The organism is Actinobaculum sp. 313 (assembly GCF_003073475.1).
GTDB lineage: Bacteria > Actinomycetota > Actinomycetes > Actinomycetales > Actinomycetaceae > Asp313.
In genome coordinates this window covers 1825001-1843154 of record NZ_CP029033.1, presented here as the reverse complement: position 1 = coordinate 1843154, position 18154 = coordinate 1825001, and the positions used below count along the sequence as shown (strand labels likewise).

At 61.0% G+C, this 18154-nt stretch carries 15 protein-coding genes and 1 pseudogene; 9 read left to right on the top strand and 7 right to left on the bottom strand.

Annotated elements, in window-relative coordinates:
- Positions 1 to 29 precede the first annotated feature (29 nt).
- The 7 genes and pseudogenes from xerD to der all read left to right on the top strand — a co-directional run bounded on the left by xerD (position 30) and on the right by der (position 7544).
- A pseudogene (gene xerD, locus DDD63_RS08040) lies at positions 30 to 955 on the top strand (site-specific tyrosine recombinase XerD).
- A 214-nt stretch (positions 956 to 1169) separates the two neighbouring features.
- A complete protein-coding gene (locus DDD63_RS08035; protein WP_240611223.1) occupies positions 1170 to 2021 on the top strand; it encodes an AAA family ATPase in 852 nt (283 codons plus the stop codon).
- Positions 2021 to 2875: a ScpA family protein gene (locus tag DDD63_RS08030; RefSeq protein ID WP_108716699.1), complete on the top strand. Its 855-nt coding sequence runs from the start codon at positions 2021 to 2023 to the stop codon at positions 2873 to 2875. Before DDD63_RS08035 ends, DDD63_RS08030 begins: the two co-directional genes overlap by 1 nt.
- 98 nt (positions 2876 to 2973) lie before the next feature.
- Positions 2974 to 3480, top strand: coding sequence for an SMC-Scp complex subunit ScpB (gene scpB, locus DDD63_RS08025; RefSeq protein WP_108716698.1), 507 nt, complete (start codon positions 2974 to 2976; stop codon positions 3478 to 3480).
- The gene (locus DDD63_RS08020; protein WP_108715934.1) at positions 3477 to 4226 is read left to right on the top strand and encodes a pseudouridine synthase; all 750 of its coding nucleotides are present in this window, start codon (positions 3477 to 3479) and stop codon (positions 4224 to 4226) included. The genes scpB and DDD63_RS08020 overlap by 4 nt, the downstream gene beginning before the upstream one ends.
- A gap of 28 nt (positions 4227 to 4254) precedes the next feature.
- On the top strand, positions 4255 to 6027 hold the full coding sequence (locus DDD63_RS13380) for a prephenate dehydrogenase (protein WP_108715933.1): 1773 nt from the start codon (positions 4255 to 4257) through the stop codon (positions 6025 to 6027).
- 44 nt (positions 6028 to 6071) lie between these two features.
- Positions 6072 to 7544 (top strand): ribosome biogenesis GTPase Der, encoded by a 1473-nt coding sequence (der, locus tag DDD63_RS08010; RefSeq protein ID WP_240611481.1) that lies wholly within the window; start codon positions 6072 to 6074, stop codon positions 7542 to 7544.
- 162 nt (positions 7545 to 7706) lie between these two features.
- Here der and DDD63_RS08005 read toward each other — a convergent pair whose 3' ends face one another.
- The 7 genes from DDD63_RS08005 to DDD63_RS07975 form a co-directional block, all read right to left on the bottom strand.
- Entirely contained in the window at positions 7707 to 8393 is a 687-nt protein-coding gene (locus DDD63_RS08005) for a hypothetical protein (protein ID WP_125482476.1), read from the bottom strand.
- Positions 8394 to 8506: 113 nt separating this feature from the next.
- A complete protein-coding gene (locus DDD63_RS12035) occupies positions 8507 to 8992 on the bottom strand; it encodes a hypothetical protein (RefSeq protein ID WP_125482475.1) in 486 nt (161 codons plus the stop codon).
- A gap of 360 nt (positions 8993 to 9352) precedes the next feature.
- Entirely contained in the window at positions 9353 to 9865 is a 513-nt protein-coding gene (locus DDD63_RS07995; RefSeq protein ID WP_108715929.1) for a hypothetical protein, read from the bottom strand.
- 330 nt (positions 9866 to 10195) lie between these two features.
- Positions 10196 to 10684: a hypothetical protein gene (locus DDD63_RS07990; protein WP_164505498.1), complete on the bottom strand. Its 489-nt coding sequence runs from the start codon at positions 10682 to 10684 to the stop codon at positions 10196 to 10198.
- Between the two features lie 185 nt (positions 10685 to 10869).
- On the bottom strand, positions 10870 to 13623 hold the full coding sequence (locus tag DDD63_RS07985) for a hypothetical protein (RefSeq protein ID WP_164505497.1): 2754 nt from the start codon (positions 13621 to 13623) through the stop codon (positions 10870 to 10872).
- Between the two features lie 184 nt (positions 13624 to 13807).
- Entirely contained in the window at positions 13808 to 14155 is a 348-nt protein-coding gene (locus DDD63_RS07980) for a hypothetical protein (protein WP_108715926.1), read from the bottom strand.
- 330 nt (positions 14156 to 14485) lie between these two features.
- On the bottom strand, positions 14486 to 16192 hold the full coding sequence (locus DDD63_RS07975; RefSeq protein ID WP_108715925.1) for a hypothetical protein: 1707 nt from the start codon (positions 16190 to 16192) through the stop codon (positions 14486 to 14488).
- 296 nt (positions 16193 to 16488) lie between these two features.
- On the opposite strand from DDD63_RS07975, the gene DDD63_RS07970 reads away from it, so the two are divergent.
- Both DDD63_RS07970 and DDD63_RS07965 read left to right on the top strand, forming a co-directional pair.
- Positions 16489 to 17253 (top strand): hypothetical protein, encoded by a 765-nt coding sequence (locus DDD63_RS07970; protein ID WP_108715924.1) that lies wholly within the window; start codon positions 16489 to 16491, stop codon positions 17251 to 17253.
- Positions 17254 to 17363: 110 nt separating this feature from the next.
- Positions 17364 to 18122: a hypothetical protein gene (locus DDD63_RS07965; protein WP_108715923.1), complete on the top strand. Its 759-nt coding sequence runs from the start codon at positions 17364 to 17366 to the stop codon at positions 18120 to 18122.
- Positions 18123 to 18154: the final 32 nt, after the last annotated feature.

Here is an 18154-nt window from a genome sequence, read left to right as displayed (position 1 = left end):
ATGGCCGCCCACCTAGAATAAATGGCATCATGGCGAATGAGAAGCTTCCCGGATCGGGCGCCTTAGCGCGGGCGGCTCGGCAGTACCTTGCGCATCTCGCGGTTGAACGTTCGCTCTCGGAGAATACCCTCGCTGCATACCGACGTGATCTGGAGAAGTACGTACGGCACCTGGAGAGCAGGGGAATCAGCGGCCCGGCAGCGGTGACGCGGGAGGATGTTGCCTCCTTCGCCGATGTTCTGGCCGCAATGGCGCCATCGTCGGTGGCACGCTCGATGACGGCGGCGCGTTCCTTTCATCGCTTCCTGTTTGACGAGGGAACGACGCCGGATAATCCGGCCCGTGATGTGCGGCCTCCCAAACTTCCGCGGAGGCTCCCCAAGGCTCTGTCGGTTGAGGAAGTAAGCTGCCTCATCGAGGCCGCCAGCGTTGGGGACACTCCGGTGTCACTGCGCGATAGAGCGCTGCTAGAGGTCTTGTACGGAACTGGTGCTCGTATCTCTGAGGCAGTCGGGCTGACCGCTGACGATATTGATACGGAAACCAAGGTGATCCGCCTGTTCGGAAAAGGGCGGAAGGAACGCCTGCTGCCTCTGGGAAGCTATGCCATTTCAGCGCTTGAGGCTTACACCGTGCGCGGACGGCCAGCGCTGGCGAGGCATGGCGCGGGCACCCCATCCTTTTCTTGAATACTCGTGGTCGGCCGCTCTCGCGGCAAAGCGCGTGGACCATTGTGCAGCAAGCCGCTGAGCGAGCAGGATTGGCCGGGCGGGTGTCTCCGCACAGTCTGCGGCATTCATTTGCCACGCACTTGCTCCAGGGCGGCGCGGATGTACGCGTTGTCCAGGAGATGCTGGGGCATTCCTCCGTGACGACGACGCAGATCTACACCTTGGTTACCCGCGATACGGTACGGGAGGTGTACGCTGCAGCACATCCGCGTGCGCTGTCGTGAAGGACCATGCGGAGCGGGTACATCGGAGCAGCGAGCTGAGCCGACGGCTGAAGTAGCGGTGTGGTGGGACGTTGAAGCAACTGGGGCGATGTCGTAGCGTGGCAGGTTCACTCGCTGCGACACCCTAACCATGGCGCGGAGTTAGCCCCCTGGAATGCTGTAGTATCGCGGCGTCTTAAACCCCCTTGGCCGCTGTGTTAGGTAGGCTAGGACCGTGATCGAACAAGACGCCCTCATCCCCGACTATGCCGGCCAGGACTTCCCGGAGCCGGCTCCGCTGGCATCGCATGGACCGGCGCGCATCATTGCGATGTCGAATCAGAAGGGCGGCGTCGGAAAAACGACGACGACGATCAACCTCGCCGCTGCTTTTGCGGAGTACGGCCGGAAGGTACTTGTGGTCGACTTTGATCCGCAGGGTGCGGCCAGCGCGGGCCTAGGGGTGAATGCCCGCGCGCTGGAGCGAACAATCTACAACGAGCTCGTTGCATCCAAGCCCGACGTGAAAGCGGTCATTCAGCCGACGTCGGCGGAGAATCTGGATCTTGTGCCGGCCAATATCGACCTGTCGGCGGCGGAGATCGTTCTTATCAACGAAGTGGCCAGGGAACAGGCGCTGACCCGAGTGCTGCGCCCGGTGATGGACGACTACGATCTCATCATTATCGACTGCCAGCCGTCTCTTGGGCTCCTCACGGTGAATGCCTTAACTGCGGCGCATGGAGTGATTATCCCGCTGGAGGCGGAGTATTTCGCCATGCGTGGCGTGGCGCTGCTGACCGAGCAGATTGAACGTGTACAAGACAGGCTGAACCCGCGCCTGCAGATCGACGGTGTGCTGCTGACCATGGTGGACATGCGTACCCTGCATTCGCGGGAAGTGATCAAGTCCGTACGTGAAGGATTCGGCGACAAGGTCTACTCGACGTACATCTCCCGCACCGTAAAGTTCCCCGATGCCACCATCGCGGCGGTTCCGATCACCGAGTACGCGCCGACGCATTCCGGTGCCGCCTCCTATCGTCGCCTGGCGCGCGAACTCGTGGCGCGCGGGCAATGCCCGTGATGGACGAGCTTTTCCCGATTGATTCGAAGGGCGAACAGGCCTTCGCCGTCGAACTGGACGTGTTTTCGGGCCCGTTCTCCGTTCTGCTGTCATTAGTCGCCCGCAAGCGTCTCGATATTACCGAGGTGGCGCTGGCCGAGGTTACCGACGAGTTTATTGCCTTCATTCGCTCGCAACGCGACTTTGATATGTCGGAGGCCAGCGAGTTCCTCGTCGTTGCGGCAACTCTGCTGGATTTGAAGGCGGCACGGTTGCTGCCGCGTGGCGAGGAGGAGCCCGAGGATCTGGAACTGCTTGAACAGCGTGACCTGCTGTTCGCGAAACTCCTGCAGTACCGCGCGTACAAGGAGGTCGCGGGAGACTTCGCGGCTCGTATGGCGCGAGAGTCGCGCTCGGTACCGCGGCGCGTGCCCTTGGAGGAGCAGTATGCGCGGGCCTTGCCCGAAGTACATGTAGGGATTGGCGTGGCCGACCTAGCATTGTTGGCGGCCATGGCGATGTCGCGAAGCCACAAAGAACCCCGGCTGCTCTTGGACCATTTGCATGACCCGCTGGTACCGGTATCCACGCAGATCAGCTACCTGCGTGAGCGGCTCGTGCCGGGTGATCCGGTCAGCTTTGCCTCGCTATGTGCTAACGCCCCGAATGTTCCGACGGTGGTGGCGCGGTTCATGGCGGTGCTGGAGTTACTGCGCGCACGTGATATCAGTGTGAGCCAGGAAGAACCGCTCGGCCCGCTGCTGATCACCGCCGCGTCCGACGACGGAGCGGATGGCGTGGGTACGGAGACTGCGACCGTCAAGGAAGAAAAGACAAAAAATAGGGAAGGCTATGCAGGAAGGGCAGGACGGTGACTGAAGCGGAAGTAGTGGGCGTGCCTGAAACAGGGGAGCCGGAGCACGATGATGCCTGTGGCGCCCTTGAAGCACTGCTGCTGATCGCGGCGGAGCCGATGCCGTTGGTGAACCTGGCGGGAGCCATCGGGGCATCCGAGGCATACACGGATGCACTGCTGCGTGAGATGGCGCGGGAGTATGCCGGCGACGGCGAGGGGCGTGTGCGCGGCTTTGACCTACGGGAGGCCGGTGGCGGGTGGCGTTTGTACACGCGACCGCGCTTTGCGGATATTGTTGCCGCCTATGTTGTGGCGGACCAATCCGGTAAACTGTCTCAGGCCGCCTTGGAGACCCTGGCGGTGATAGCCTACCGGCAGCCGGTCACCCGCGCGCAGGTAGCCGCCGTGCGCGGCGTAAACGTGGATTCCGTGGTCCGGACGTTGGTCACGCGAGGACTGGTGGAAGAAACAGGAACCACCGCTGCAACGGGCGCAATTCTGTACGGCACGACTCCGTATTTCTTGGAGGTTATGGGTATGAACTCCATCGCGGAACTAGCGCCGCTTGCGCCGTATTTGCCGGAGGCCGATGAACTTGAGGATGTGGAGAAGGACTTGCCATGAGCGATCTTTACAACCCGCAGGGGGAGCGCCTGCAGAAGATTATGGCTCATGCCGGAGTGGGGTCGCGCCGTCTGTGTGAAAACCTCATCTCGCAGGGTCGCGTGACCGTCAATGGCGAGGTGGTCACCGCGCTCGGCATGCGTGTGGACCCACAGGAAGTCACCATCCACGTGGATGGTACCCCGCTGCAACTGGATAAGTCTTTGGTGACCCTGGCGTTGTACAAGCCGCCGGGGGTTGTGTGCACGATGGAAGAGGAGGATGCGCGCGGACGTCCCGGCCTGGCACAGTACGTGGCTGATCGTCCGGAACGTCTGTTCCACGTTGGCCGATTGGACCAAGATACGGAAGGCATCCTTCTGCTCTCCAATGATGGCGAACTGACGCATCGCTTAACCCATCCCTCCTACAAAGTGCCGAAGACGTACGTGGCGCGAGTGGAAGGCACCGTGACGCGCGGTTTGGGGCGCGTGTTGGAGCAGGGAATCACGCTGGAAGATGGACCGATCAGCGTCGACAAATTCGTACTGCGCGAATCTGCGCGTCGGAACTCGATTGTCGAGATAACGCTGCATTCGGGGCGGAATCGGATCGTGCGCCGGATGATGGATGAGGTCGGGCACCCCGTGATGGAGCTGGTACGCACCCGGTTCGGCAATATTGAGGCGGGCCGTCTAAAGCCGGGAAAGACGCGGATCGTGGCGGGCAGTGAACTCGGTGCGCTGATGCGCATGGTGGGAATGTAGCGATGGTCGTGGCGGCGGGGATTTAACGATGGCGCCTTCTCCAGTTCGAATCATCGGTACCGGGCTGCTCGGTGCCTCCCTTGGGTTGCGCCTACGCAGCTTAGGTGTTGAGGTGCAACTGGAGGACACCTGGCCCGCCGCGCAGGCTCTGGCGCGCGATCTGGGCGCGGGTGCGATTGCGGACGCCGATTCCCCGGAACCGCTACTCGTCGTCGTCGCCACTCCGCCGGACAGCGCCGCTGATGTGGTGCGTGCCGCCCTGGATCGCTTTCCGACGGCGGTGATCACCGACGTGTCGTCCGTGAAGGAGCGCGTTGTTGCCGAGGTTGCGGGTCATCCCGGCGAATCCCGTTACGTTGGCTCTCACCCCATGGCGGGAAAGGAGCGTTCGGGCGCGATCGCCGCCGATGCGGACCTATTCATCGGGCGGCCTTGGGTGTTAACACCGACATCGGCCACCGATGTGGAGGCTCTGGCCCTTGTCAAGCAGGTCGCCCTGGATACGGGAGCACTACCGGTGGAAATGGAGCCACGGGAGCATGATCGCTCAGTGGCCGCGGTGTCGCATATGCCGCAACTCATGTCGTCGCTGGTGGCTAGCGCACTGCGTGACACGCCGGTGGAGGCACTAGAGCTGGCCGGGCAGGGGCTGCGGGATGTGACCCGCGTAGCCGCATCGGATCCTCGTCTGTGGGCAACGATTATTGCCGGCAATGCCCAGGCGGTCGGTGGTGTGCTGAGATCCATCCAACGGGAGTTGCAAGGGCTGATTCGCGCCTTGGAGCCGGGCGTGGATGATCCGCTAGCTCCGGGAGTGCTGGCCGGAATCTCCCGCGTAATAGGGCACGGCAATGATGGCGTTGCGCGTATTCCGGGAAAACACGGCGGTGCACCGCGGCGTTACCGGGAGGTGGTTGCGCTCGTGCCGGATCGACCGGGAGAACTGGGGCGGCTGTTCACCGAGGTCGGCGAAATCGGTGTCAACATTGAGGATTTGCAACTGGAGCATTCGGTGGGGGCGCCCGTTGGACGGGCCTCGCTAGCGGTGGTTCCGGGCGAAGCGGAACGTCTGGCACGTTGCTTGGAGCAGCGAGGCTGGGAGGTCATCCTCGAAGGGGGAGAGCAGAAGATGCGTATTGTCATTGCGGTGGACGGGCCGTCCGGGTCTGGGAAATCAACAGTTTCCCGGCAGGTCGCCAGCCAGTTGGGATTAAGCTACCTGGATACGGGTGCCATGTACCGGGCTGCTACCTGGTGGTGTGAGCGAGAGGGGATTGACCTCGACGATCACGAGGCTGTGGTTGAGGCAACGCGGCGAATGCCTCTGGAGATGCCGCTGAGTCCCATGGCGCAGCGGATCGTATGCGCCGGGGAGGATATTACCGAGGCGATCCGTGCTCCGGAACTTTCCCGTATCGTTTCGAAAGTGGCCACTAATCTGGATGTGCGGGCCGAGCTGGTGCGGCGCCAACGCGAGCTGATTGTCGGCGCCCGGCATGGCATCGTGGCGGAAGGACGAGACATCACTACTGTGGTTGCCCCGGATGCGGAGGTAAGAGTGCTCCTCACCGCTTCGGAAGAGGCACGCCTGGCACGCCGGGCCTTAGAGACTCGCGGCTCGGCGGATGCGGCAGCCCTAGAGGCGACCCGCGATGAGGTGGTGCGGCGCGACAGTGAGGATTCCACCGTCTCAGAGTTCATGACCGCGCGGGATGGCGTGACAATGATCGATTCTTCAACCTTGGGGATTGACGAGGTCGTGGCGGCCATTATTTCGCTGGTTCCGGAGGAGGCACGATGAGCGACGACGCCGTAGGTAATGGCAGCGACGCCTGGGACGGTGGAATGCCGGAGGGCGCCGATGATGTAACGGATCTCGCGGACGATATGCTTCGCGAGGAGGTGCTACGCGCCAGTCTGGAGGCATATGAGCTCAGCGACGATGACCTGGCTGTACTGGCCGGTGAAGAAGCCGTTGCCTCATCCGAGCAGGCGCAACGTTTGCCGGTTCTTGCAGTGGTCGGGCGACCGAACGTCGGCAAGTCAACGCTGGTGAATCGAATTGTCGGACGGCGGGTGGCCGTTGTGCAGGACACTCCCGGCGTGACACGCGACCGTGTGTCCTATCCAGCGGAATGGAACGGGCGTGAATTCATGCTGCTGGATACCGGCGGCTGGGAAATCGACGTCGCCGGGCTTGATGCAGCGGTTGCTCGGCAGGCGGAGCTGGCGATCGAAGGCGCGGACGCAATCATTCTGGTGGTTGACGCGACCACCGGCATGACGGATACGGACGAGCAGATCGTGCGGCTACTGCGCCGGGCAAAGCGGCCGATTGTGCTGGCGGCAAACAAGGTCGATTCGCCGCTACTAGAATCGGACGCCGCGGTGCTGTGGGGTCTGGGATTGGGAGAGCCCCATCCTATTTCGGCGATGCATGGCCGGGGGATAGGCGAGCTACTGGAATCGGCGATGCGGGTGCTACCGCAGGAATCCGCGCATGGCCAGGAACGGGTGAGCGGCGGTCCGCGGCGTATCGCCCTAGTGGGTCGACCGAACGTTGGCAAGTCGTCCTTGTTGAATCAGCTTGCCGGCGCCGAGCGGGTGGTGGTTGATTCCACAGCAGGTACTACACGTGACCCGGTTGATGAGATCATCATGCTTGATGGTCGGCAGTGGACATTCGTGGATACTGCTGGGATTCGCCGCCGGGTGCACCAGACACACGGAGCGGACTTCTATGCCTCGTTGCGAACGCAGGCAGCGCTGGAAAAAGCCGAACTGGGGCTGGTGCTCATTGATGCCTCGGAGCCGCTGACCGAGCAAGACATTCGGGTCATGCAGCAGGTGATCGACGCCGGGCGGGCTCTCGTCATCGTGTGTAACAAGTGGGATCTGGTTTCCGACGAGCGCCGGCAGGAACTTGACCGCGAGTTGGAACGGGAACTGGTGCAGATTCCGTGGGCGGAGCGGGTGAATCTTTCCGCATCGACCGGTTGGCATACGAATCGACTGACCCGGGCCATGGACTCTGCACTCGAGTCTTGGAACCGGCGGATTCCCACCGGGCGGTTGAACTCGTTCTTGGGGGAGTTAGCGGCGGAGCATCCCCATCCGGTGCGGGGAGGCAAACAGCCACGTATTCTGTTCGCGACGCAGCCCTCTACGCAGCCGCCACGCTTCGTGCTGTTTGCGACCGGCTTCCTGGAAGCCGGGTATCGGCGCTTCATCGAGAACCGCCTGCGGCAGACTTTCGGGTTCAGTGGCACACCGATCGAGATTTCGGTGCGGGTGCGCGAACGGAGGAAGCGGCGCTGAAAGGGACCTATCAGGTGCAGGCCCATCGGGGTGCGTGGGTGTAGGAAGCGGCGCTGAAGGCGGCCCATCGGGGTGCGTGGGCGTAGGAAGCGGCGCTGAAGGCGGCCCATCGGGGTGCGTGGGCGCCGTCGAAGAAGGCTCACCGGTGGATGAGGCGCCTGGCTATTCCGTCGGCGCGGTCCAGGTGATGGAGTCCAGGAAGGACTCGGTGAAACCTTCGGGCAAGTCCCGTTGTCCGGGTGTGGAGGTGATGGTGATGCGCCAGACGCCGTCACGGCGGGCGACGAGCCAGATCTCATAGCGGGTGGGGGCCGCCTCGTCGGTTGTGTCCACGTAGGTGTAACCGCGGGCAGGGCTTCCATCGACGGTGCGGTAGTCGAGTTCTTCGAGTTCCTGATGCGAGCTGGAACGATCCATCTCTCGGTACCAGGTTTGGAAGACTCTGTTGAAACTGTATGTATCGGCTTGACCTGCGTACCTGTATCCGGTTGCGTCCAATACGCTGGGCGCGATGCGGGTGGCTCGGATAGAGGCGGAGTCAAAGCCGACGCCGCCGTTTTCGGAAGCCAAGTACTCCAGGCCTGTTTTCGACTCGTCAACGGTCTCGGTCCACCCGGCTGGTTCGTCGCCGTCCATGATGTCCGCGACTTCCGTTTCAGTGAAAAACACTGTTTCTTCGGGCGAGGGGGTCTGCAGAGTGGTGCCGTCACCGGTTGGTTGGCCGGGGACACATCCAGCGAGGATGAACAGTGCGCCTGCGACGGCGGCCGCTCGGAAGGCGCCCCTGTGACTGTGGTGCCGTTTACTGGTGCGGGCAAACGGGCTTCTGCCGTGCGGCTGAGATCTCATGTCCAAGTGGCCTTTCTGCGGTGGGTCATAAGCGGATGTGGTGGCCGGTATGCTTCGCGTCATATGCCTATGGATCAGAGTGACGCTGTGTACGTTACCGCCACCAGTATGCCTCATGTGGGTGGAGTGCTTGGGGTGGGGGCGTCTGTCCAGGTGATGGTATCGAGGATGCCGTCGAGTTCGGGCGGGAGCTCAGTCTCGCCGGGGGCAGAGTTCAACGTGATATCCCACAAGCCATCACGCCTGCCTACCTCCCACGCTTCGTATCGGGTTGGCAGTCCATCCGAGACGCGGATGTAAGTGTAGCCTCGTGCGGGTGCGCCACCAATGGTGCGGGCAGGAAGTAGAGAAAACGAACTCACTCGACTGTCGGCCAGCATGCCGTGGAGCCAGTTACCGATCAAGAGGTCAAGATCATAACTGTCTGGCTCGTCGAGGGTTATATTCCTACGGTTTGCAATGATTTCAGGTGCAAAACGCCAGGCGCGGATGCTTGCGGTTGAGAATCCTGTCGTGCCATCCCTGGATGCCAGGTAGTCCAGTGGGGCCGTGTCATCCACGGGTAGTTCTGTCCATCCCTCCGGCGCCTTTGCACGCATCAGATCTGCTTCGTCTTGCTTTGCGACAAAGGTTGACTGTACCGACGCAGTCTCCGACAGGGCTGGTGAAGTTACCTTGGAGGCCGGAGCGTCAGCAGTGCAACCAGCTGCGAGGAGTAGAAGGATGGCGAGTTGGATGGCCTTAAATCTGGTGAGATGCGCAGACCGGAGGACTACGAGACGATTAGCAGAACTGTCATGACGAATCGCAGAAGGTCGCGCGGTGGGGAACCGTGCAGTGTTCCGCTCTGGCCTTCTGCTATGTGCCATGCTGTTCTCCTTCCGTGCCTCTCCGGGGGCGATTACTTCCTATGTTCTCTGTAGATCCGGGTATGGGGCGTCTTTGTCTTGCACCTAGGTTTAGGTGGAGGGTGCGCTTGGGGTGGGAGCGTCGGTCCAGGTGATGGTATCGAGGATTCCGTCGAGTTCGGGCGGGAGTTCGGTTTCTCCGGGGGCAGAGTTCAACACGATATTCCACAGGCCATCGCGTCTGCCCACACGCCACTCGACGCATCGAGTTGGCAGTCCATCATTTGTTTCGACGTAGGCGTAACCGCGTGCGGGGGCGCCACCGATGGTGCGGGCGGGAAGCAGAGTGAACGAACTGACTCGGCTATCGGACAACAGGTCATGGAGATGGGTTCCGATCAGGAGGTCGAGATCGTAGGTATCCGGCTCATCAAGGCTGATATCCTTACTCCTTGAAATGGTCCGAGGTGCGTAGCGCGTGGCGCGGATGCTTGCAGATGAGAAACCTGTGGTGCCATCCACGGAAACAAGGAATTCTAATGGAGCGGTATCCGTCACAGAGACTTCTGTCCATCCCTCCGGTACCTCTGCATGCATCACATCTGCTTCGTCTTGCGTTGCCACAAATGTTGACTGTACCGACGCAGTTTCCGACAGGGCTGGCGAAACTACATTGGACGCCGGAGCGTCAGGAGAGCAGCCAGCTGCCAGGAGTAGAAGGATGGGGAGCAGGAGCGCTGCAGGGGAACGACAAATCCCAGCTTGGCATGGGGCAAGGCGGCCAGAGACAGCGACTCGATTAGCTGCAGTGACGGGTATGGCGTGTAACCATATGGTGTGGTTGGCCTGCCTATTGCCGTGTGCCATGTTTGCTCCTTTCTGGGCGTCGGGCCGGTTTCAACTTGTGGTCGCCGCCGATCTACGCGAGGCGACGGCGTGCTGCACCGCTCGGGCTTATGTGGATGGGGTGGTCGGTGTGTTGGGGGCGTCTGTCCAGGTGATCGTATCTAGGATTCCGTCGAGTTCGGGCGGAAGCTCAGTCTCGCCGGGGGCAGAGTTCAACGTGATATCCCACAAGCCATCACGCCTGCCTACCTCCCACGCTTCGTATCGGGTTGGCAGTCCATCCGAGACGCGGATGTAAGTGTAGCCTCGTGCGGGTGCGCCACCAATGGTGCGGGCAGGAAGTAGAGAAAACGAACTCACTCGACTGTCGGCCAGCATGCCGTGGAGCCAGTTACCGATCAAGAGGTCAAGATCATAACTGTCTGGCTCGTCGAGGGTTATATTCCTACGGTTTGCAATGATTTCAGGTGCAAAACGCCAGGCGCGGATGCTTGCGGTTGAGAATCCTGTCGTGCCATCCCTGGATGCCAGGTAGTCCAGTGGGGCCGTGTCATCCACGGGTAGTTCTGTCCATCCCTCCGGCGCCTTTGCACGCATCAGATCTGCTTCGTCTTGCTTTGCGACAAAGGTTGACTGTACCGACGCAGTCGCCGACACGGTTGGCGATGTTGTACTGGACGTCGGTTGCTTGGGCGAGCAGCCAGTTGTGAGTAGTAGGAGCATGGCGAGCAGGAAAGCAGTGCGTTGGGTTTTCCTACAGTTCAGGAAGCGAGCAGTGGTCATTAGCTGCCCCGTTTTGCGCCTGTTTGGGAATAGGCATTGTGGTGAACACGATTGGCCTCACCAATCGCGCTTCCCGCAGAATTGATTGCATCCGAGTAATAGAGGGTGTTTTCCTCGCTCTTCAGATAGTCACTAAATCCGCTCCGCTGATGGTCGTCCATGTCGTGATAGGGCAGGACCGATCCATCGGCATCAACAAAACTGTACTTGGCGTCGTTTTCTGCGCAGAACTCGGCCGGCGACTGGGACGCGTCCTCAAAGGAGCCGTGGGTGCTAATTGCTTCGTAGGTGGCATCTTGCAGATGCGTTTCCAGGTCGCCGTGCGCTAGCGATTGGTTGCCCAACTCCACCGTATCAGTGGGATAGATGGCATCGAGAGTCGGCTCGACAATGAGAGTGTCGGCAGCGTCATACGCCCATTCGAACACGGGATCGTCAAGTAAATACTTGATTGGATGTAGGTCGAAGATCTTCTCTTGGAATTCCTTCTCGTTGGTATTCATTTGATCTAGCAACTGGCTCTGCCGATCCTCCGCATCGGGCTGCGCGGTGAACAATGCCTCTTCCAATGGGGTCCAACGTGCGATGACTTGATCCAGATCGGAGTTGATCGTCCCGTTCAAGGACCCGTTCAAATCACGCATGGACTCTGCTTGTGCGGCCGTGAGCAGGATATAAACGGCCGGAGCGCGATCCGACCTGCGCCCGTTACCGTTTGCCGTTTCGTCGCCCGCATCGTCCGTGAGGGCGTCGTTCCCGATATCGACGAAATAACCGTTATGACCCAACAGTCTTGTTCGCACGTCGCCGGAGAACGCAAACGTATGGTGATCGCCGGTGCCCGGACCGATGACTAATTCCTCCCCTGAGCTCGGGTTCAGCGGATCTTGTAGAGAGTCTGTTAGGCTCCCAACATGGGGTGTCAGGATCAGGCTCGACCACCAGCGCAGATGGGGATTGGTGTTCCCGAAGACATCCTCGCCGTCCACAACGTAGCTATCGTCGAGATCATCCTTCGGAACATCGATATCATCCGTGGAGTTGAGAACGTCTAGACCATCCTGGTAGCCGATGAGGAAATTCCCGGCTATACGGGTGGCCCTTTCATCACGCGCATCCCATACCTCCCATTCCGCCGTGCTGACCTGTGATCGGTCTGGAGCAGGTTCGGGCATGGAGGCCTGCTGAATCACTTTGCCGAACTGCTCTCCGCCATCTTGGAAGCCGAAATAGTGATCTGCCAAGACGCGACCGCCGGTGAGGTACCGGGTCATATCCATCGCCTCGTCATTGCTATCGACGACGCCGTCATGATTGACATCCATACCTGCTGGCGTCGTACTCGTCAGGAACTCCTGCACGGAATCTAAGCGTACTCGGTCCGCCGCAGCCAACACGGGGTCCGCCGTCGTTCCCTGTTGGTCCAGGATTTGCGGATCCAGGGCTTCGGGGCAGTCCATGAGCGTATAGATGGCATGCATCGGATCACGCATGGTCCCATCCGAGCTGAACAAGGAGTCTGTATCCGTGTAGTTTGCGGCAGCTGAATGCGGGAATCTCTCTGCGTCCCACATCACCATTTTCTCGGCGACGGACAACCCCTCGCCAGATGTACTGGTGAAGAATCCCGAACCGAGGGTGAGATTCGGATTCTCGCGGCCAGCTTCGCCCAGCAGTTGGGAGATCAGATCGAAACCTCCGATCCGGTCCGGAACGCCAGAGGTATGAATATAGGGGTTGTAATGTGACTTTGCGGTATCCGGAATCCTAAATGCCCGGTCACCGGCATTTTTCAGTTCCTCCAGGAAACTGTTCGTTCGGGTCGTCAGTGGCAGTCCTGGCTTGAGGTTGATCTGGTCGCGGTATTGTTCTAGGAGGGCCTGTTGCTCGACGTGGTCTCCGTCGAGGTTCATTCCGCCGGTACCAAGAGCGATGGTCGTGCCGACTCCGCGAAGTATGTCGTCATGCAACTCACCATCACCAAGAACATCATCCACGCGCACGGAGAAGTTCAGGATGTCGTCTGCTGATACGTGGGTGAGGAGGGTGTTGGTGACGAAGGGGTTGCCGAGTTCGTTGCCGTATTGGTTCCAGAATTCTTCGAGGTCTTCGGGGGAGGGGGTGGGGTTGGTGATGATGGCGGCCATCTCGGGTGCGATCTGGGCGGCGTGTTTCATCTCGTTTTGCACGGCGATCAGATCGAGATCGCCGAACAGGTTCACACCTATCTCCTCCCGCGTGCCATGCGGTTTCGACATGTCAAACAGACGGTCCTTAATCGCTGTGATCTGCACCGCTATGACTCGCGCCTGCTCATCCAACGCCTCCAAATACCCTTGATGGGCACGACGCAACTCTGCCTGAGTCGCCTCCCACTCCTCCTGACAGGACTGCTCCGCCCGGTCGATCTCATAATCCGACATGGGACCCACACCCGTGCGCGCAAAATCAACCCGCTCCTGCTGCAAGTCGTGCATCTTCCTCTCGTAGGCGGCATACGCATCGTCATAGTCTTGCCAGAGGACTTTGACCGACTCTCTCGTCTCCCGAACCTTCTCCCCATACTCCTTAATCGGCCCGGCCACATCCATCAACACGCCACTGACATCCTGCGCAATACCCTTCAACCGGCACACCTGATCCAGATACGCCGTCGCCGACTCACCCAACCAGCCCGGCACACCCGTGGTCGACATCATCGCCACCTGCGTGGTCTGTACCTGACCACCCACACCACCAAACTGGTCTGCCACCTCACAACACGCCCCGGACGTATCCGGCGGCAACGAAAACACATCCTCACCCTTCACAACACACCCCCACACACCCCAGCAACCACACGCGTGGCCACACCACCAGGCCTCACAAGCCTCACAGGCCGCACAGGCCTGCCCGGAACTCTTCCCCGCACCAGTTCTCCAGTCACACTGTGCTGCCTCACAAGTCCTGCCCTCCACCCAGTAGAGCGTTCATCTCTTCAAACTGCGCCGCACTCAACCTCTCCGAGTCATCAAAATCGCCAGCAGCGTCTTTGGCCCCCGACCCGAGCATCGAACACGTATCCGAAAACTCACCCAACACGTCCTCCATATCGTCCTTAAACTCCCGTAACGCCGACCGTAACTCGCTGCTACCAGCCGAACTCACATGGGCCGGCAACTGTGACACACACCGGCGTACCTGCATACCCCGCACAAACCCCGTCAACCGACCAAACTCCGCCGCATCCTCCCACCGGGCCTGCGCCTGCACACCCACCGCATCACGATCAAACTCAATACTCACTGGTTCGTCTCCTTCGCACTAGTAGTTGAGAGTATCTCGCTATTCTCTGAACTATTACGCCGCCCAAAACGACGGCCGCCGCACAGCAGCTCTCCTCGCTCCTCGATCCACCCGTTCGGTCGACCAGGCACGCCCATGCTCAACGTCAACGTCCACCCCACACCCGGGATAGCTACCACCCATCAAGCCACAAGGCCAGCATGCCGCACACCCCACGCGACCACACGTACGGTGGTCGTCCCCGCACGGTCGGATCAACCAGTCGTGCAACTGGTGTGGAGATCACGCCTGGAAACAGGCACCTGGCAGCGTGAACACGACGCACAGCTGTCATTGGCCTTCACCCTTCTCGCGGGGCTCTCGCCAGTACAGGAGGGGCCGGGAGAACATTTCACGACGGGTGGCCTCTTCGGCCTCACGCCGCTGCCGCTCGCGCACACTCTCCGCGCCGTGACGGCTCAACCACACCGCATCCAACCGCTTGAGCGCTTCCTCCTTGCGACGTTCCTCTTCCTGCGGATCCGGAACCTCCCGACCACGCATAGCACACCACACCTCAGGACTCCACGTCCGCTCCCGCTCATCCCTCTTACGACCACGACCAGCACCACGCATGCCACCAGTGCCACGCATACCGCCCTGGGCTTGACCGCCACGCACACCGGTACCACGGGCGCCAGTGCCACGGGCTCCAGTCTGCTGCGCCTGACCGCCCCGGACGCCGGCCGTACCGGCTCCGCGGCCAGTCCCAGCACGACCACCAGCGGCTTGTCCACCACGAACCCCAGTCCCGCGGGCACCCTGTGCTTGGCCGCCTCGGACGCCGCCCGTACCGGTACCACGGCCCGTGCCACGCGCACCACCGGTACCACGCGCGCCTGCCTGCTGGGCCTGGCCACCACGCACACCGGTTCCGGTTCCTCGTGTCCCGGTGCTTTGTTGGGGTTGGCCGGAGAGGGGGATACGGGTGGGGCGCATACCCATCTGCTGCGCATTACTCCACCGCACACCAGATGCCGCTCCACGAGCCAACCCAGCCACACCAGCAGCACCCGCGGCGGCCCCGGCAGCACCCGCAGCGCCACTGCCTGTGGTGTTGTTGTCTTGGAAGGACAGGCGTCCGGCTTCCCGGACCCGGTCCATCAGATTACCTTCACCCGGACCATACAGGTAACGTGCTTCTGCGGAATCTGCTCGGATCATCCTGCCTTGTGGAGTCCCCACCATGCCTTCCACACGCTCACCCGCATACCACGAAAACATCCACGCCGCACTAGCCGGCACACCCACACCAGCAGCAATCGCACCCACCGATGGAACAACAGACCCACCACCATCCGACACATCCACATCCATGTCCGTGTCTGTCGGTCGGCCCTCCGCCAACGCCGCCGCATAGGAGGCCCCGCCATCAGACGGCAGACCCGTCACCGACGAATCCACACCAGACGACGACGGTGGCATGTAGGTCACATACGAACGCGGCGCAGATTTCCCTGTCCGGGGTAGCATGCGAATCGCCCGATCCACCTCCTCACCCACATAATCCACCATCCGAGCCGCCTTCTCCTCAAACCCACTATCGCGGGCCTCATGCGCCTGCTCGGCATGCTCCATGCCACCATTGGCAAGAACTGCATTGACCGGGGACGGCACGGTACTACTCGCCAGACCAATAGACGCCACCTCTACCCGGTAGGCACTATCCGACGCCTGCGTGCCCGCACTAATCTCCTCATGCGCTGCCCGGGCCTGCACCGTCACGTCAGCGATCACTTGCACCGACTTGCCCATCGCTTCCGTATCATCCGCATGATTACCCAGCCGGTTACGCACCCACTCCAACGACGACAACATCGCATCCGCCGTCGCACCCCGCAACCCCCAATCATCCGGATTCAACATCCCATTAATCCTGACACGCAAGGCCTCAAAACCATCACTGACCTCATTGAGTTGATTGGCTAATCGTTGCGCCTCCTCCGGGTCAAATGTTGCGATCTCCGCCAATGTGTCCCGCTGCTCACGACTCGCCATCTGCTGTCCCCTCTCCCCTCGTGTCCCAGTTAGGGTCGTACTCGGCGAGCCACCCACACCCGGAACAGGATCGTCTGTGATGCAACAGACTCTACCGGGCACACCCGGCCCTGTCTACACCGAATAACGACCCACACTCCCTCACCAGAATCACGTCCCAACATGTTTGCGCAGGTCACACCGCGTGTCGCACCCCGACGACGGTCGTAGAAACTCGTCAGAAACTGCGCGCCACGCGCCAATCTGCCACAATCAAGAGGAATCACAGCCAAACAGTCGGACAGAAAGACCCCACAATGACCACACCACCCACTGATGGCCCGCAGGCATTCCCGCGAAACGGCAGCCCGGATATACGCCAGCACACGAACAGTAATGGCACGCCGCAGACGACTACCACACCGTCCGCCTCCCGGCGTGGCCCGCACGGTTGGGCCTGGGCTGCCATCGGCGCCCTCATCGTGGTTGCTCTCGTTGTCGCCGGGATCATCATCGCCGGACGGAACACGCCCAGCACACAACCAGCTGGCACGACAATGCCGGGAGTCTCCTCCTCACAATCAACAGCAGCCACGCCGTCGACTGTCAGCAGCAGTCCGGAGGAGACTGCCACACCGGCGGCGTCTGCTTCTCCGACCGTGACCGGGCCAGCGGACATTGGTGGGTGGACGGTGGAGATCCTGGAATACTCACCCGATGTGAACGACATCCTCGCCGCAGCCGACCACCCCGTGGTCATCGAAGGACACAAATGGGTCGGCGTCAAACTCCGCATCACCAACAACGACCCCGACAAAGCATCAGCATACACAGACCTCGGCCGCCATATCGTAGGTACATCGGAAGGCAAATACTACGAACACTACATGGACGTTGGAGGCTATAAAGGCGATGAATACCTTGTGAAAGTGTCGCGACTCTACCAAGGCGAGACCGGTGAAGGCTGGTTGTACTACCAAGTCCCCGGAGACTTCACACCCACAGGCATGGTCTTCGAAGACTACCGCATCGACCCCGACGACCCACCCGAAACCTTCATCCTCATGCCCACCACCAACTAGAACACCACAGCGACCCGTGCACCACACCGATCATAAGTGGCGTCGCTTCCCCGAAGAGCGACACCACCAACACCACGACAACCCGACACTCGGACAGAAAGACCCTCACGATGACCACACCACCCACCGACGGCCCGCAGGCCTCCCCGCGAAACGGCAGCCCGGATAGGCGCCAGCACACGAACAGTAACGGCACGCCGCAGACGACCACCACACCACACACCACCCGGCGGGACTCACACGGCTGGGTCTGGGCGCTCATTGGCGCCCTGATCGTCATCGCTGTGGTGGTTGCCGGGGTTGTTATCGCGGGCCGGGACACGCCCAGCACACACCCAACCACCACGCCATCACCGGGTGTCTCCTCCTCGCAATCGACAGCAGCCATGCCCTCGACTGTCAGCACCAGTCCGGCGGAGGCCGTTACACCGGTGGCGTCTGCGCCTCCGACCGTCACCGGCCCGGCAGAAGTCGGTGGCTGGACCGTCGAAGTCTTGGAATACTCACCTGATGTGAACGACATCCTCACCGCCGCCGACCACCCCGTGGTCATCGAAGGACACAAATGGGTAGGCGTCAAACTCCGCATCACCAACAACGACCCCGACAAAGCATCGCCGTATGTTGATGTCGGACGGCACATCGTTGGCACCTCGAAAGGCACATACTATGAACACTACGTCAGTGTCGGAGGCTACCACGGCGATGAATACCTCGTGCAAGTCATCTGGCTTGAACAGGGTGAGACGGGTGAGGGCTGGTTGTACTACCAAGTCCCCGGAGACTTCACACCCACCGGCATGGTCTTTAAGGATGACCGACTCGAAAACTCACCTGAAGTCTTCGTCCTCATACCCACCATCGACTAAGCGTCATGGCTTGCTACGCCCGGCACTTTGTG

Coding starts and splice junctions, on each gene's coding strand:
- DDD63_RS08030 (WP_108716699.1), top strand. CDS start 2,021: ATGGACGAGCTTTTCCCGATTGATTCGAAGGGCGAACAGGCCTTCGCC.
- scpB (WP_108716698.1), top strand. CDS start 2,974: ATGCCGTTGGTGAACCTGGCGGGAGCCATCGGGGCATCCGAGGCATAC.
- DDD63_RS08020 (WP_108715934.1), top strand. CDS start 3,477: ATGAGCGATCTTTACAACCCGCAGGGGGAGCGCCTGCAGAAGATTATG.
- DDD63_RS13380 (WP_108715933.1), top strand. CDS start 4,255: ATGGCGCCTTCTCCAGTTCGAATCATCGGTACCGGGCTGCTCGGTGCC.
- der (WP_240611481.1), top strand. CDS start 6,072: ATGCCGGAGGGCGCCGATGATGTAACGGATCTCGCGGACGATATGCTT.
- DDD63_RS08005 (WP_125482476.1), bottom strand. CDS start 8,393: ATGAGATCTCAGCCGCACGGCAGAAGCCCGTTTGCCCGCACCAGTAAA.
- DDD63_RS12035 (WP_125482475.1), bottom strand. CDS start 8,992: ATGCGTGCAAAGGCGCCGGAGGGATGGACAGAACTACCCGTGGATGAC.
- DDD63_RS07990 (WP_164505498.1), bottom strand. CDS start 10,684: ATGCGTGCAAAGGCGCCGGAGGGATGGACAGAACTACCCGTGGATGAC.
- DDD63_RS07975 (WP_108715925.1), bottom strand. CDS start 16,192: ATGGCGAGTCGTGAGCAGCGGGACACATTGGCGGAGATCGCAACATTT.
- DDD63_RS07970 (WP_108715924.1), top strand. CDS start 16,489: ATGACCACACCACCCACTGATGGCCCGCAGGCATTCCCGCGAAACGGC.
- DDD63_RS07965 (WP_108715923.1), top strand. CDS start 17,364: ATGACCACACCACCCACCGACGGCCCGCAGGCCTCCCCGCGAAACGGC.